The following is a 15,207-nucleotide window of genomic DNA, read 5'->3' on the forward strand; positions in this document are numbered from 1 at the left end:
GCTCAGTTCGGTAGAGCGCCTGGCTTTTAACCAGGTGGTCGGGGGTTCAAATCCCTCCGGGCCCGTTACCACGATCCAATCGTGGATTTTTTGCGGTGATGCATCTGATAGGCAATCGTTTCAACTTTAAGGGGGTTTTTCTTTGAGCACCAAACTGAATGTGTTAAAGCACGTAATGGTGCCGGATCACCAGCTCATGAGCGAGGATGAGGTTTCAGCGCTACTCTCCCGCTACCATATTACTACCGAACAATTACCAAAAATTTACCATGACGATCCTGCGGTGAAAGAGATCGACGCAAAAGTCGATGATGTAATTCGGACTATCCGCAAGAGTCATACAGCTGGCAGGGCCGAAGCGTATCGACTTGTGATCAGGAGACCTAAAAAATAATGGCCGGGGGTGGTCTATCTGATTGACAGAAGCGTTTTATCTAGGGCATACTTTGCACGGGAGCATGTTGCGCGCCACCAGCTTGACTCCTTTAACTATTTCCTGACAGAGAATCTTCAGAAAGTGGTCAATGAACAGAAGATTATCGAGACCGACATCGAGAACCGGGGCAAGAACAATGAACCGGTCTGGGTTGAGCTCGGCACAATTGAGGTAAAAAGGCCACTTGTGCGCGAAGCGGACGGATCGCAGGGCGAACTGTATCCGTGCGAAGCGCGCCTGCGCAATCTTACTTATGCGGCACCGATCCAGCTTGGATTGACGCTCGTGCATGGTGAGGACCGACAGGATCCGATCGTCACGACTATCGGGCAGTTGCCTATAATGGTCGGGTCGGTCGCATGTAACCTGTACGGAATGAGCGACGATGAGCGCGTCTCCCATGGGGAGGATGCATTCGATCCGGGCGCCTATTTTATTGTTAACGGTACCGAGCGTGTGCTCATGACGTTAGAGGATCTTGCGTCCAACAAGATCATGACCGAGTTCACCGAGCGGTACAACGAGCGGATCTACGTTGCAAAAGTATTTTCGCAGTTCCGGGGATACCGTGCGCTCGTGGTTGTCGAGCGCAACAAGAAGAACCTTCTGGAGGTTTCGTTCCCATCCGTTGCAGGGCACCTAAAATTTGTCGACCTGATGCGCGCGCTTGGCATGACAAACGACCAGGAAGTCGTTAATGCGGTCTCAACTGATGAGGATATCCTCACCTTCATGATGCAGAACCTCGAAGAGAGCGAGTGCGACTCGGTCGAAGGTGGCGTCATGTACGTGGGTAAGAAGCTTGCACCCAACCAGACCAAGGACTACCAGAAGAAGCGCGCCGAGTTTGTGCTGGACAACTACTTGCTCCCGCACCTCAACTATGCGCTTCCTGTCACACTTAAGGAAGGTGACGAGGGCTATGCCGAGGCAGTTGCATCTGTCCGCCTTGCAAAGGCGCACTTCCTTGGCCGCATGGCCGAGGCCTGTTTTGATCTCGTCTTAAACAAGCGCCGGATCGATGATAAGGACCACTACTCGAACAAACGGCTCAAACTGGCCGGCGATCTCATGGAGGATCTCTTCCGAATCTCGCTCAACCGGCTGACCCGTGATATCAAGTACCAGCTCGAACGAGCAAGCATGCGGCACCGCGACCTGTCGATCGCAACAGCAGTCCGGGCCGACGTCCTCACCGAGAGGCTGCTTCACCCACTCGCCACCGGTAACTGGGTGGGTGGAAGGACCGGTGTGTCTCAGCTACTCGACCGCATCGACCACATGGCCGTACTCTCCCACCTGCGTCGTGTCATCTCTCCGCTCTCGCGTTCACAGCCTCACTTCGAAGCCCGTGACCTGCATCCGACCCAGTGGGGCCGGATCTGCCCGAGCGAGACCCCAGAAGGGCCGAATTGCGGTCTGGTGAAAAACTTCGCCCAGATGGTCGAGATCAGCAAGGGTGTTGGCGATGAAGAGGAGATCATGCGCATCCTGCATACGCTTGATGTCGAGCAGATCAGAGGTGAGGTCCGATGAAAAAGTCACGCGTGTTTGTCGATGGTGCATTGATCGGTCTTGTCAATGACCCAAAGACCCTTGTGGAGAATATCCGTACCATGCGCCGGCAGGGTGCCCTCTCATCAGAGGTAAATGTCTCATACAAGGAATTCAACGGCGATGTTATCCTTCTGACCGACCGGGGCCGTGCACGACGTCCCCTCATCGTCTTAAAGGATGGCAAATCTCTTATTAGCGACGAGGAGATCAAAAAACTCGCAAAAAAGGAGATCGATTTCTCTTACTTCGTGAAGCATGGGATGATTGAGTTTATCGATGCCGAAGAAGAAGAAGACCTCTACATTGCGATGAACCCCGCGGATATCACCCCAGAGCACACGCATCTGGAGATCGATCCTTCGCTTATCCTCGGTATCGGTGCGGCACATGTCCCATTCCCTGAACATAATGCAAGTCCGCGTGTTACGATGGGCGCCGGGATGGTCAAGCAGGCGCTTGGGTTTGGCGCGGCGAACATGAAGCTCCGCCCCGATACCCGTGGCCACCAGCTCCATTATGTTCAGAAACCTCTCACCCACACCCAGACCTCTGAGCTGATCGGATCTGACGATCGGCCTGCCGGGCAGAACTTTGTGGTTGCCATCCTGTCCTATGAAGGCTACAATATTGAAGATGCGCTCATTTTCAACAAGGCTTCGATCGACCGGGGTCTCGGCCGTTCGCATTTCTACAGGACCTACGAAGGTGAAGAGCGCCGGTACCCGGGTGGCCAGATTGACCGGATCGAAGTGCCGGATGAGGATGTCAGTGGGGCTCACGGTGCGGACTCCTACAAAAACCTCGATGAGGATGGCGTGATCAACCCCGAAACGATTGTGGCAGAAAAGGACGTCCTGATCGGAAAGACCTCCCCGCCCCGGTTCCTAGAGGAACCAACAGGAGAACTTATCGCGGAAGAGAAGCGCCGCGACACCTCGGTCACCATGCGCAGCAACGAGCATGGTATTGTCGATACGGTTATTATCACCGAAGGTGAGAACAGTTCGCGCCTCGTCAAGGTGCGGACTCGTGACCTGCGTGTGCCCGAGATTGGCGACAAGTTTGCATCTCGTCACGGTCAGAAAGGGGTCATCGGCCTGATTGCAAGCCAGGAAGATATGCCCTTTACCGAGAGCGGACTCACGCCCGACCTCGTCATTAATCCGCATGCAATCCCCAGCCGTATGACTGTCGGGCATATGCTCGAAATGATTGGTGGTAAAGTCGGGTCATTGGAAGGGAGGCGGATCAACGCTACCGCATTCGGCGGCGAAATCGAAGCCGACCTCCGTTCATCGCTCAAGAAACTCGGCTACTCACATACCGGTCGTGAAGTGATGTACGACGGTATTACCGGAAAAGCGTTCAAGGCCGATGTCTATATCGGTGTGATCTACTACCAGAAACTGTACCACATGGTATCCTCGAAGATGCATGCCCGTTCTCGTGGGCCGGTGCAGGTTCTTACCCGCCAGCCAACTGAAGGCCGTGCCCGTGAAGGTGGTCTCCGGTTCGGTGAGATGGAACGTGATGTCATGATCGGCCACGGAGCCGCCATGGCATTAAAGGAACGCCTGCTCGATGAATCGGATAAGGTAACGGAATATGTTTGTGCCCACTGCGGGATGGTGGCAATGCTTGACCGCAAGCGCAACATGACCCGGTGCCTTGCCTGCGGTAACGAGACCGATATCTATCCGGTCGAGATGAGTTACGCGTTCAAGCTTCTGCTTGATGAGATGAAGAGCATGGGGATAGCACCCCGCCTGAGATTAGAGGACGTCGTATAGGAGGTGCGTCATGCCAAGCCCAAAGAGAATCGGAAAAATTGAGTTCGGATTGCTGTCTCCAAAAGAGATCCGGGAGATGAGTGTCAGGAAGATCATCTGGGCGGACACCTACGATGATGACGGCTTCCCCTACCCGCAGGGTCTTATGGACTTAAACCTCGGTGTTATCGACCCGGGGCTGCGGTGCAAGACCTGCGACCAGAAGGCAAGCGACTGCCCGGGGCATTTCGGGCACATCGAGCTTGCAAAGCCCGTTATCCATGTCGGATACACCCGGCTTATAAGAAAACTCCTGCGTGTTACCTGCCGGTCATGCGGCCGGGTGCTCCTGTCACCGGATGAAGTTGAGAAGGTTATCGGGACTGATGATGATCAGACCGGCGACCAGATCTCGGAAAAGGATGTAAAAGGAGCGCGTTTGCCCGCACTGCGGCGAACAGCAGCTCAAGATCAACTTCGAGAAGCCGACTACGTTCTCCGAAGTGATGGTCGAGGATGGCAAGAAGGTCGAGCACAAGCTCACCCCCGCCGATATTCGTGCGCGCCTCGAAAAGATCCCGGACGAAGATTTGGTTCCTCTCGGGATCAACCCGAAAGTTGCCCGGCCCGAGTGGACGATCCTCACCGTGCTCCCGGTACCGCCGGTCACCATGCGGCCGTCGATTATCCTTGAGAACGGGCAGCGTTCGGAAGATGACCTTACCCACAAGCTCGTGGATATCATCCGTATCAACCAGCGGTTCAAGGAAAACCAGGATGCAGGGGCGCCCCAGCTGATCATTGAAGATCTCTGGGAACTGCTGCAGTACCACGTGACGACCTATCTTGACAACGAAGTTGCCGGGTGCCCGCCTGCACGCCATCGCAGCGGCAGGCCCTTAAAGACCCTCTCCCAGCGTCTCAAGGGTAAGGACGGCCGGTTCCGTGGGTCACTTTCCGGTAAGCGTGTGAACTTCTCTGCGCGTACCGTAATTTCCCCCGATCCGAATCTCTCGGTTGCGCAAGTTGGTATCCCCCGCGCCGTCGCAAATGAGATGACGATCCCCGTACGGGTCACCCCGTACAATATCGAGGAACTCAAGCAGATTGCTCGAACCGGCCCGGTCCGCCCGGATGTAAATGCTCCCTGTGGTGCAAACTATGTGATCCGGCCTGACAACCGCCGGCTCCGGTTGGGATCCGATAACCTGGATACGGTCGCAGATATGATCGAACCCGGCTGGACGGTCGAACGCCAGTTGCGCGATGGTGATATCGTGCTCTTTAACCGGCAGCCATCCCTGCACAGGATGAGTATCATGTCGCACCGGGTAAAAGTCATGGAAGGCCGGACATTCCGGCTCAACCCTGCCGTCTGCCCTCCGTATAACGCAGACTTTGATGGGGATGAAATGAACCTCCACGTTCCCCAGACCGAGGAAGCCCGGGCAGAAGCATTCATCCTCTGTTCAGTTCAGGAAAACATTCTCTCCCCCCGTTTCGGCGGTCCGATCATCGGCGGTATCCACGACCATATCTCGGGGATCTTCATGCTGACCCACGATATGCGGTGGTTCAACAAGGAAGAAACCCTTTACCTCTTAAAGCCGGTAAAGATCGAACACATGCCTCCGGCCGGCAAGACCGAGAACGGTGTCGAGTACTGGAGTAACAAACAGGTCTTTTCCCAGATCCTGCCTGACGCACTCAACATGGTCTTTAAGGCCAGTTCCTGCCAGAACTGTGACGAATGCAAGAAAGATGGCTGCGAACGTGATGCATACGTCAGGATCATTGACGGAAAACTTGAGTCGGGCACTATCGATAAGAAAGCGATTGGAGCATTCGAAGGTCAGATTGTTAACCGTATCATCCGGCTGTATGGCATGAAACGTGCAGCAGAGTTCATCGATCAGGTCACAAAACTCTCAATCCGAGGCATTATGATCGATGGATTCTCGTTTGGTATTGACGATGAGGATCTCACCAAGACCGAGTACGGCCAGATCGATGATGTATTGAAGACTGCCGCGCTCGATGTCTCCCGAAGGATTAAGATTTACGAGGATGGCCAGCTCGAACCGATGCCCGGGCGTACCATTGAAGAGACCCTTGAAATGCAGATCATGCAGGTGCTCGGAAAAGCCCGTGACCTGACCGGTCAGATTGCCGGCCGTCGCCTTGGTCTGGGAAATAGCGCTGTGCTGATGGCCGTCTCCGGTGCCCGTGGGTCGATGTTGAACCTGACCCAGATGGCCGGTTGTATCGGCCAGCAGTCTGTCCGTGGTGAGCGTATCGTCAGAGGTTACGATGACCGCACACTCCCGCACTTCAAGAAGGGCGACCGGGGTGCCGATGCCCACGGGTTCATCGCGCACAGTTACAAGGGCGGCTTAAACCCGACTGAGTTCTTCTTCCACGCCATCGGTGGCCGTGAAGGGCTTGTTGATACAGCAGTCCGTACGTCCCAGAGTGGGTATCTCCAGCGCCGTATGATCAATGCGCTACAGGATCTCAAGGTTGCATACGATGGCACCGTGAGGACAACCGGCGGGCGGATCATCCAGTTCCAGTACGGCGAGGACAGCACTGACCCCACGAAGAGTGCATTCGGGGATCCGGTCGATGTCAAAGGTATCGTAGAATCTGTGTTAAAAGAGGAGGTCTAGAGGATCATGATACCGGACAAGTACGAAAAGAAGATCGAGGCTGCAGATCTCCTGCCGAAGACAAAAGACCAGCTGCGCACATTCCTTGATGGAAAAGAGATCACCGATGCGCAGTTCAAAGAAATTCTGGATCGTGTCATAAAGGAGTATCTTTCAACCCGTGTCGAGCCCTGCGAGGCAGTCGGCGTGATTGCTGCGCAGTCGATCGGTGAACCGGGCACCCAGATGACGATGCGTACCTTTCACTACGCCGGTGTCGCGGAAATTAACGTTACACTGGGTCTGCCCCGGCTTATCGAAATTATGGATGCGCGAAAAGAGCCCAGCACCCCGACCATGACCGTCTACCTCGAACCCGAATTCGGTGTCGACCGGGACAAGGCTCGTGAGGTCAGCTGGCAGATCGAAGCGGCCCCGCTCCACGAATTCGGGGATATTACCACCGATATGGAGAACATGCAGGTGGTCGTCCACCTTAATACCAAGGTCTGTGAGAAACGCAAAATCTCGCCGGCAGAGGTCATGGAAGTTGCGCCTAAGAAGATCCGCGACCGCCGGCACTACCGCGACTTCGAGCACGATATCAACGAGTCCACCGCGACTATCATCTTTACCCCGAAAAACCGCGAGAGCTACCAGAACCTCTTCCAGCTTGCCGAACATGTGAGAAATGTCATTGTTCAGGGTATTGACGATATCCTCCGGGTAGTCGTCAGGAAAGAGACCGGGGAGTATATACTTTATACTGAAGGATCTAACCTAAAGGATGTATTTGATGTCGTGGGTGTGGATACCACACGGACCCGCACCAACAACATCAGTGAGATCGCCCAGGTGCTTGGTATCGAAGCGGCCAGGAATGCGATCATCCATGAGGCCCAATCGACCCTGAATGAACAGGGTATCCTTGTGGATGTCCGGCATATCATGCTCGTCTCTGACATGATGTGCATGGAAGGCGAGGTTAAGCAGATCGGCCGGCACGGTATTGCCGGTGAGAAGGAAAGTGTCCTCTCCCGGGCCGCGTTCGAAGTGACCGTCAACCACCTGCTTGATGCCGCGGTCGCAAACGAGACCGATGAACTGAGCGGTGTCACGGAGAATGTCATTGTCGGCCAGCCGATCCAGCTCGGTACCGGTGATGTCAAACTGGTGGCCGTCAAACAACTTGACAACTAAAGACTAAATCAGACAAATCAAAAATACCAAGGAGAATTGTAGATGGATTTTAATGCTTCATTGAGAAGAGCGATCAAGACCGGAAATGTCATTCTCGGTCAGAACAACACGGAAAAATGCGTAAAAGAGGGCAAGGCTCAGATGGTCGTCATCGCGGCAAACTGCCCGGAGAACTTTAAAACCCAGCTCGCAGGGTATGAAAACATCTTTATCCACACGTTTGAGGGGTCAAGCGTTGCACTTGGTAAAGCGTGTGGTAAACCCTTTATGGTGAGCACACTTGCCATCGTAAGCCCCGGCGAGTCGGATATTCTCTCCCTCAAGAGGACGGCATGATATGGTTGAAGTCAAACTGACTGAAGACGGCATGCGCCTGATCTCTCAGTTCGAATCGCTGACCGGCGCGGGAAGCCGTGACTGCGTCATTGACGAACGCAATGAAAGACTGATCTTTGTCGTGAACCCCGGGGACATGGGGCTTGCAATCGGGAAGAAAGGGGCATCCATCAAGAAGGCCTCTGAAGTGATGGGTAAGAAGATCGAGGTTGTCGAATATAATAGCAACCCCGAACAATTTTTGAGGAATTGTTTCTTACCGGCGAAGGTAACTAGCATAGTCTTTACCGGTGAACCTGATGCCCAGTCCGCCACGGTTGATGTCAGTGACGAGGACCGGGGCATTGCGATCGGTAAAAACGGCAAGAATATCTTCAAGGCAAAAAAACTGGCTCAAAGGCAGCATAACATCATCGATGTACAGATCCTTCAGCAGCCCGGTGATGATGCCGCTGTTACTGCAGAACAGTAACTATTCTATTTCTTTTCTCACTCTTTTGTGTGCACTTATTTCCTTTCGGGTAAAACAGACGTTTTTTTTACGCAAGCTGCCTCACGTGTTGATAAGTTTCGATGGATAAAAAAGAAACAACACGGGCTTGGGGGGATTTGAACCCCCGACATCCGGGTTAGAAGCCCGGCGCTATGTCCAAGCTAAGCCACAAGCCCTCTTGACGCCTATTAGGTTCGTGTTCCGGGCTAATTAATCTGCTTCCCCAGCCAATCGGTCGGTTTATTTGAGAATCGCGAAACAGATAACCCGTGAATAGGTATCACTTTCCATTTTTTTTGTTCAAATACGATTTGATAAAATATATCTAATGTCGGTTCCAAGATACCTTAATCTGAACACAAAATCAGGAAGCCCTATAATGAAAAGAATCAATCTCCTGTTATCCCTATTTTTAGCGATACTACTCCTCACGGCTTGGGTTTCTGCTGACGGTAATATTTCGGTGAGTTCAACACCTGTTGGAGCTACAATTTATCTGGACGGTGTACCCACCGGGTCAACAACAAATGCAGTGATTGGTGCTGCGTCTGGATCCCATACGATTTTGTTACAACTTACCGGGTATCAGGATTACACCCAGTCGGTTGTGGTCAATGATAACCAAACGAGTGTTGTTTCTTTAACCCTGACCGCTGTCGTTGCTGCTCCGACAATTTCCAGCATTTCTCCCACGAGTGGTTATAATTCAAGCATCGTAACAGTCACCGTTTCAGGAACCGGCTTTTCGACATCCCCCACAATCGTTCTGGCACAATCCGGACAGACCAATATCACCGCAACGTCAGTATCCGTAGCGGGGACGACATCGATCACGTGTCAGTTTCCCATTACAGGAAAACCTGCAGGAGTCTGGAATGTCGTTGTCACCAATCCGGACGGACAGTCCGCCACATCTGTGTTTACCATTTACAATGCAGGGTCGGCCATCACCCTGTTGTCTATAACACCGAATAATGGACTGGTCAATAACACCATTACCATTACCAGTCTTACAGGGACCAATTTTTTGAGTATGGCAACCATGAAACTTTCCCGGACCGGTTATAATGATATACCCGGCACTGCTGTATACTCATCCTCAACAAAAATTGGTGGAACCTTCAACCTGACCAGTCGGGCGCCCGGAACGTACCAGGTCTGTGTCTCGAATGATGCAACCACATACGTCTGCGGGCTCTCATTTGTGATATACACTTCCGACACGGTCAATGGGACCCTCTATGTCCAGTCCAGTCCTTCAGGTGCATCCATCTATGTGGATTCCGCTTACATGGGAAAAACTACGATGACGTTGTACAACATCACCCCGGGATCGCATACCATTCATCTCTTATTATCAGGATACAATGACTGGTCGGATACGATTACGGTAACGTCAGGGAACACCATAAACGAATATGCTACCCTGAAGGCGACTGCTACTGATGCAACAACGGCACCAACGTCTACGCCGACAACGGTAAAAACCACCCTGAAAGTTACCACCGCAAAGGTGCCAACCACGTATCCGAAGACCACAACAACTACCCAGAAGTCACCGGTTGAAGGCGCTATGGTCCTTGGTGCAGTCGGGCTCGGGATTGTGGCTTTCCACCGGAAATACTAATTTTTCAGAGTGTTAACAAAGGCTGCCCGCCAATTAAGGGATTCCGGGGTTCTCATATGGAGACGCCGTGCCTCTTTACCGATCAATAAAAAAATAGGATTATCTGGTGAATGCCGCTTTAGCCTCATCCTGCATGATAACACGAGGACTTGAGTACTTCCACCTGCGTCGGGGCACAGAGACCTTCATGGAAGACTTCCTTTACCACGGACGAAGAACAGTATTTGACCTGGACCCGGGCCGACATCCGTTCCCGTTCCTCGAAATACAACCCCTGGGAGTATTCCACGATCCGTTTCATGGAGATCACCGATGAGAGAAGGTCCACGCAGATCCCGGCATCCCCCGGGCCCAAATCCTCGATATCGATTGAGGTCATGAAGATGTGGATCTCGGGCCCGGGCTCGACACCGGCGATGGTCACAATGTTATGGGCACTCTGAAGTTCGATAGTACGGGGTTTTCCCGTCCGAAGATCCCGGATCACTTCAGGAGATATACCGGTTAACGCAGCGCATTTCATCGTGAATCACCCGTACATCGGCAGATCTTTTTTCGGCGTTGTATCTGTCGACTGCTGGACTTCTTCGGAAAGCTTGTGCATGCTCTGTTCGATCTCCTCTGCCTGCTCTAAAAGCGGCTTTACATCGAGGCCGAGGTTGTACATCTTGTTGAGCACTTCGATGGTTGCCGCAGATGAACGCGGGTCGGGTGCATTGACGGTCTCCCCCAGAAGGCCGTAGGCCGGGATGCCCCGGATCTTGCATCCTGTCAGGATACTTGACGCGATTCCCGAGATACTCCCGATGGGCAGGATTTCCGTGTGGTCCTCGATACGCTTGAGTGCATCGGGTGTCGTTGCAACGCCGAACACGCGCTTCTCCGGTTCGTTTGTTACGATCCCGGCGATGGTGAGCACCTCCTTTGGCTTGAACGGCACGAGCCAGTCGAGGATGCCGTTTGAGATCTCGTAGCAGATCATGGGGTGGATGGGGATGTCGGCCACAATTGCTGCGATATCGTTTTTCATATACAGCCGTACCGGATCGTTAATCACACCCTTGTTCATCATGGCAAGGGGAGGGAAGTACCGGGAGGTCATGGTGCCGGCCAGCTCAAACTCGAGCTGGTCGACCATATACTGGAGAGCGATAGTGCCGACCAGTCCGCTGCCGGGGAATCCCATCAGCACCGACGTGCTCTCACTCGGGAGCGGTTTAGAAAAGATCTGGAGATCATGCGAGGAATCGGTCGTCATTAAATTAACATACACGCACTACCTAAAAAAGAGTATGCAGGAGTACCCCATAAAAAGAGGCCTGACAAAGGATCTCGAGCCAAGAATCGTGGCAGAACTTAAAAACTGTTTCGGTGTCGAGCCGGAAAAGAACGGGAATGCCTACCGGATCCGGTTCGGGGCCCTCAAAAAACTGGAAGCGACCTGCGGTGCCGATGGGAAAACACTCCGGATAAACACCGAATCCGATATCTCGGCAAGCGATGAGGTGATCATCGATACCAACAAGCGGTTCAGGAAATTCCTGGACGCAGCGACGGGTTTCTCTACGAAAGAGCGGGTTAAGCGGGCAAAGAGCGTTGAGGAATAACTCTCCGCTTTCAATCTTCATTTTTCAATCACTACTCCACACAGATTGTGAACGGGCATGTTACCTTTTGTCTGCAACGGCTGCGGAAAATGCTGCACAAGTCTTGGCGCATACATCAGGATCGAGCGGCAGCTGACAAGCGGGGATTACTATTGCCGTAACGGTATCACGGGCGAAGTTTTCCCGGTGCACGTGCAACCAGAATATGCCGATGAGATAGATGAGGAATTTACCTCAAACCAAGGGGAGGCCCCGGGTTCCCCCAGGGGATGTATTTTCATGCGCAAAAACCCGGAAGGACCGGGTACGGTATGTGCGATCTACGCAAACCGGCCGCAGGTCTGCCGGGAGTTCCGGTGTTACCACATACTGATCTATAATGACAGGGGAACGGTCGCGGGCCGGATTGTGGGGCATCATGATATCCAGACCGATGACCCCGACCTTGCCCGGATCTGGAGTGACGAGGTCAAACCGCTCGCTGTGGCGGCCGTATCCCCAAAGCCGGCAGACCGGTCTCCCGGCCTGATAACCTCGCCCTGCAACGATCCCGTGTGGATGCAAAAGGTATCCGCGATCCTGGCGTCTCACGGGTACCGGGGCGAACCGGTGACGTGATACTCTCTTGGAGTATACCCCCGGAATCACGACTTTCAAGGATAGTATCCCCGACGATATAATCGTAAAAAAAAGGAAAATTATTCTATAACAATCGCCGGCTTGAACGGCAGGGCGGTTGCCCCTTTTGCATGACCGCTCGATTCCGCATCGACGATGTGGACCGGCACCCCGAACTCATGTTCGAGGAAGGCCTGTGCCGCTTCAAAGACCGCACGTTCGTTCAGGGGCTCTTTTGCGAGCGGTTCGACGACATGCGGGGGCAGGCGGTGGATGAGGGTGGTGCACTGCTTTGCCGCGTCGGTCGCCTCTTTGCCCCGTTTCTTCATCGCGTCGTTCTTCATTATCTCCTTTATCACCGTGTTCCGGTCGGTTGACTGAGCAATCGTCCGGAAGACCTCGTGCTTCCACGCGGGGGCGAGCACGATGGTGAGCGACTTCGGGGTGAGCTGGATCAGTTTCTTGATCGACTCGATATCCTCGACCGTGCGGGCGAGGAGTTCCTCGGAGAGTTCGATCTTCGAGTTGATGAGTTTCTCATCCGCAACCGGCCATTCGGCAAAGGAGATGAGGTCCTTGTTGCCCAGTTCCTTCCAGAGGTGTTCTGCGGTGAACGGGATGAACGGCGCAAGGAGCCGGGTCCAGACCGAACAGAGCGTGGCAAGTTCCCTGCTGCCATCGCAGCCTTCGGGCAGCCGGCGGCGGTACCACTTGAGATCGGTCTCGATCCCGAATGAGGCTTCCTGCAATGCCTGTCGGGTCTGGAAGTTCTCAAGGGCCGCGGTCATCTTTACGATGTGCTCCTGGAGCCGGCTGATCAGCCAGCGGTCGATGTCCTGCGGCTCGCCCTGTGCTCCTTTGAGCTCCGTGATGGTCGCGTAGAACCGCTCGATCTGCTTTTTTGTGGAGAGGACGAGCTCGTTTCTCCAGTCAAAGTCCTGCCAGGGCTCAGCGCTGCCGGTCAAAAACATCCTGACCGTATCGGCACCAAACTCGCTCACCGCATCTTCCAGGAGGAAGACATTCCCCTTGGAGGAGGACATCTTCGCGCCGTTTAAGAGACCCATGCCGAAGACAACCATGCCCTTCGGGAGCTTGTCCTTCGGGAAGATCGTCACGTGGTGGAAGATCTGGAAGGTGAGGTGATTGCTGATGAGGTCCTTAGCCGAGAACCGGAAGTCGTATGGGTACCAGTACAGATACTCTTCCCGCATCGCGTCGAGTTTCTTCTTCTCGGGCAGGTCCGGGGACTTCTTCCCGAGGAAGATGTAGTCAAAGACTTCGGGGGTGAGGAGTTTTGAATCGATCTCACGGATCTTATGGGCGATCGTGTAATAGGCCATGTAGACGGTCGAGTCGGAGAGCGGCTCGATGAGCTGGGCCGGATCCCACGGGAACTTCGTCCCAAGGCCGACACGACGGGTGCAGGCCCAGTCCTTGAGCCAACCGACCGTCCGGTCGAATTCGGCCCGGACCTCGGGGGGTACGAGTGCCATGTCCTTGAGGTGATCGCTGACCTGCTGCTTCCACGCCGGGTCGCTGTACTTCAGGAACCACTGGTCGTGGAGGATCTTGACCTTGACCTTGTTGCCACACCGGCAGATCACGGGGCGGGAATCGAACTCGTACATGACAACCGAGTCGTACTTGTCGAGCATCTCCTGCGCCATATCCTCGCGGGCGACCCGGACCGGCTTTCCGCCGAACTTTGCGAAAAGTTTTCCTTTCGAGAATTCGGCGGAATAGATCTCCTGCGTGAGGGAGTCCATCCGGCTGTCCATCTGGTGGTGGATGCCGGCCCGCTCGACTGCGTCCTGCGCCGGGACTTCGCCATAGCCATCAACCTTGATCAACGGGACGGGCTTGATGGTCGTGTACTTCCCCTGCTGCTGGAGGTCGCGGAGTGCGATATAATCGAAGGGTGCGTGGGCGGGCACGCTCATGACCATGCCGGTTGCCATGTCGGGATCGACAAAGTCTGCTGGGAGGATCGGGACAGTGCCGCAGAGCGGGTGGCTCACTGTCTTGTCCACGAGGTCTTTACCCGGGACTTCTTCCTTAATCTCGACTGTGTGGTCCTGCAGAACGAGTTTTTCAGCGGCTTCCTTTGAGACAATCCATGCCTTACCGTCAACGAGCGCTTTTACGTAGGTAACATTCGGGTTCGCCCAGAGATTCGTGACACCGTGGATGGTCTCGGGCCGGAGTGTGGCGGTGGGGATGAACGCGTCGCCGAAACGGAACATGACGAGAGTGAACTTGATCACTTCTGCCTTGTCTCCTTCAAGAAGGTCGTGGTCGCCGACCGGGTTGTCATCGACCGTACAGTACCGGACCGGGTGCACACCCTTGATCACGTGACCGGCCTCGTACAGGTGCTTCCACTGCCACTCGACAAACTTACTGTAGGTCGGGTCGACGGTGATAAAGCGCCTGCGCCAGTCAATCGAAAGACCGCAGGAGGTCATCACGCGCTGGTACTCGGCGGCAAAGTGCTTGACAATCGTCAGCGGGTTCGTGAATTCTTCGAGAACATTCTGCGGAACCTTGTAGAGGTCGCGGTACAGGTGGATCGTCTTCGGGTCGTTTCTTGCGATCCTTTTCGAGATACCGACGACCGGTGCGCCCGTGACGTGGAATGCCATCGGGAAGAGCACCTGTTTCTGCCGCATCCGCCAGAACCGTGCGATCACATCGGGGACGATGTAGGTCCGGCCGTGACCGACGTGCATGGCGCCGCTCGGGTACGGAAACGCAACGGTTATGTAAAATTTTTCAAGATTCGAAGGGTTGGACTCAAACGCGTGGAGCCACCGTTCGTGCGCTTCTTCTTCAAACTTGCCCAGATCAAATTCGGTCAAAATCCCTTCACCTTCTCCTCTTATTATGTGAAAGCAATCCGTAAAAAAACAGGGG

Annotated in this window: 12 protein-coding genes, 1 tRNA gene and 1 pseudogene; 10 read left to right on the plus strand and 4 right to left on the minus strand. The window is 54.1% G+C overall.

Annotated elements, in window-relative coordinates:
• The first annotated feature begins 142 nt into the window (after positions 1–142).
• The 7 genes and pseudogenes from WCX19_RS10730 to WCX19_RS10760 all read left to right on the plus strand — a co-directional run bounded on the left by WCX19_RS10730 (position 143) and on the right by WCX19_RS10760 (position 8,418).
• On the plus strand, positions 143–394 hold the full coding sequence (locus WCX19_RS10730) for a DNA-directed RNA polymerase subunit H (RefSeq protein WP_373007959.1): 252 nt from the start codon (positions 143–145) through the stop codon (positions 392–394).
• Positions 395–403: 9 nt separating this feature from the next.
• Positions 404–1,972: a DNA-directed RNA polymerase subunit B'' gene (locus WCX19_RS10735; protein ID WP_373007961.1), complete on the plus strand. Its 1,569-nt coding sequence runs from the start codon at positions 404–406 to the stop codon at positions 1,970–1,972.
• Positions 1,969–3,783 carry a DNA-directed RNA polymerase subunit B gene (rpoB, locus tag WCX19_RS10740; protein ID WP_373007963.1) on the plus strand — a complete coding sequence of 605 codons (1,815 nt, stop codon included), beginning with the start codon at positions 1,969–1,971 and terminating at the stop codon, positions 3,781–3,783. The genes WCX19_RS10735 and rpoB overlap by 4 nt, the downstream gene beginning before the upstream one ends.
• 10 nt (positions 3,784–3,793) lie before the next feature.
• A pseudogene (locus tag WCX19_RS10745) lies at positions 3,794–6,431 on the plus strand (DNA-directed RNA polymerase subunit A').
• Positions 6,432–6,437: 6 nt separating this feature from the next.
• A complete protein-coding gene (rpoA2, locus tag WCX19_RS10750; RefSeq protein ID WP_373007965.1) occupies positions 6,438–7,610 on the plus strand; it encodes a DNA-directed RNA polymerase subunit A'' in 1,173 nt (390 codons plus the stop codon).
• Positions 7,611–7,652: 42 nt separating this feature from the next.
• On the plus strand, positions 7,653–7,946 hold the full coding sequence (locus WCX19_RS10755) for a 50S ribosomal protein L30e (protein WP_373007967.1): 294 nt from the start codon (positions 7,653–7,655) through the stop codon (positions 7,944–7,946).
• A 1-nt stretch (position 7,947) separates the two neighbouring features.
• Positions 7,948–8,418: a NusA-like transcription termination signal-binding factor gene (locus tag WCX19_RS10760; RefSeq protein WP_373007969.1), complete on the plus strand. Its 471-nt coding sequence runs from the start codon at positions 7,948–7,950 to the stop codon at positions 8,416–8,418.
• A 122-nt stretch (positions 8,419–8,540) separates the two neighbouring features.
• Here the strand turns inward: WCX19_RS10760 and WCX19_RS10765 are convergent.
• Positions 8,541–8,615: transfer RNA gene (locus WCX19_RS10765), tRNA-Arg, on the minus strand.
• Between the two features lie 203 nt (positions 8,616–8,818).
• On the opposite strand from WCX19_RS10765, the gene WCX19_RS10770 reads away from it, so the two are divergent.
• On the plus strand, positions 8,819–10,066 hold the full coding sequence (locus WCX19_RS10770; protein ID WP_373007971.1) for a PEGA domain-containing protein: 1,248 nt from the start codon (positions 8,819–8,821) through the stop codon (positions 10,064–10,066).
• 124 nt (positions 10,067–10,190) lie between these two features.
• Here WCX19_RS10770 and WCX19_RS10775 read toward each other — a convergent pair whose 3' ends face one another.
• Both WCX19_RS10775 and WCX19_RS10780 read right to left on the minus strand, forming a co-directional pair.
• On the minus strand, positions 10,191–10,589 hold the full coding sequence (locus WCX19_RS10775) for a DUF473 domain-containing protein (RefSeq protein WP_373007973.1): 399 nt from the start codon (positions 10,587–10,589) through the stop codon (positions 10,191–10,193).
• A gap of 6 nt (positions 10,590–10,595) precedes the next feature.
• A complete protein-coding gene (locus tag WCX19_RS10780) occupies positions 10,596–11,324 on the minus strand; it encodes a proteasome assembly chaperone family protein (RefSeq protein WP_373007975.1) in 729 nt (242 codons plus the stop codon).
• Between the two features lie 34 nt (positions 11,325–11,358).
• Here WCX19_RS10780 and WCX19_RS10785 point away from each other — a divergent pair, with 34 nt between their 5' ends.
• Positions 11,359–11,673 carry a DUF5611 family protein gene (locus WCX19_RS10785; RefSeq protein WP_373007977.1) on the plus strand — a complete coding sequence of 105 codons (315 nt, stop codon included), beginning with the start codon at positions 11,359–11,361 and terminating at the stop codon, positions 11,671–11,673.
• A 57-nt stretch (positions 11,674–11,730) separates the two neighbouring features.
• Positions 11,731–12,291: a YkgJ family cysteine cluster protein gene (locus WCX19_RS10790; protein ID WP_373007979.1), complete on the plus strand. Its 561-nt coding sequence runs from the start codon at positions 11,731–11,733 to the stop codon at positions 12,289–12,291.
• An 80-nt stretch (positions 12,292–12,371) separates the two neighbouring features.
• On the opposite strand, the gene leuS is transcribed toward WCX19_RS10790, so the two are convergent.
• Positions 12,372–15,152, minus strand: a complete 2,781-nt coding sequence (leuS, locus tag WCX19_RS10795) for a leucine--tRNA ligase (RefSeq protein WP_373007981.1) — start codon at positions 15,150–15,152, stop codon at positions 12,372–12,374.
• Positions 15,153–15,207: the final 55 nt, after the last annotated feature.

The organism is Methanoregula sp., assembly GCF_041663825.1.
Classification (GTDB): Archaea; Halobacteriota; Methanomicrobia; order Methanomicrobiales; family Methanospirillaceae; genus Methanoregula.

What these genes read in the sequence shown, in the direction of transcription:
- rpoB (WP_373007963.1), top strand. Translation starts at nt 1,969, where the DNA reads ATGAAAAAGTCACGCGTGTTTGTCGATGGTGCATTGATCGGTCTTGTC.
- rpoA2 (WP_373007965.1), top strand. Translation starts at nt 6,438, where the DNA reads ATGATACCGGACAAGTACGAAAAGAAGATCGAGGCTGCAGATCTCCTG.
- WCX19_RS10755 (WP_373007967.1), top strand. Translation starts at nt 7,653, where the DNA reads ATGGATTTTAATGCTTCATTGAGAAGAGCGATCAAGACCGGAAATGTC.
- WCX19_RS10760 (WP_373007969.1), top strand. Translation starts at nt 7,948, where the DNA reads ATGGTTGAAGTCAAACTGACTGAAGACGGCATGCGCCTGATCTCTCAG.
- WCX19_RS10770 (WP_373007971.1), top strand. Translation starts at nt 8,819, where the DNA reads ATGAAAAGAATCAATCTCCTGTTATCCCTATTTTTAGCGATACTACTC.
- WCX19_RS10775 (WP_373007973.1), bottom strand. Translation starts at nt 10,589, where the DNA reads ATGAAATGCGCTGCGTTAACCGGTATATCTCCTGAAGTGATCCGGGAT.
- WCX19_RS10780 (WP_373007975.1), bottom strand. Translation starts at nt 11,324, where the DNA reads ATGACGACCGATTCCTCGCATGATCTCCAGATCTTTTCTAAACCGCTC.
- WCX19_RS10785 (WP_373007977.1), top strand. Translation starts at nt 11,359, where the DNA reads ATGCAGGAGTACCCCATAAAAAGAGGCCTGACAAAGGATCTCGAGCCA.
- WCX19_RS10790 (WP_373007979.1), top strand. Translation starts at nt 11,731, where the DNA reads ATGTTACCTTTTGTCTGCAACGGCTGCGGAAAATGCTGCACAAGTCTT.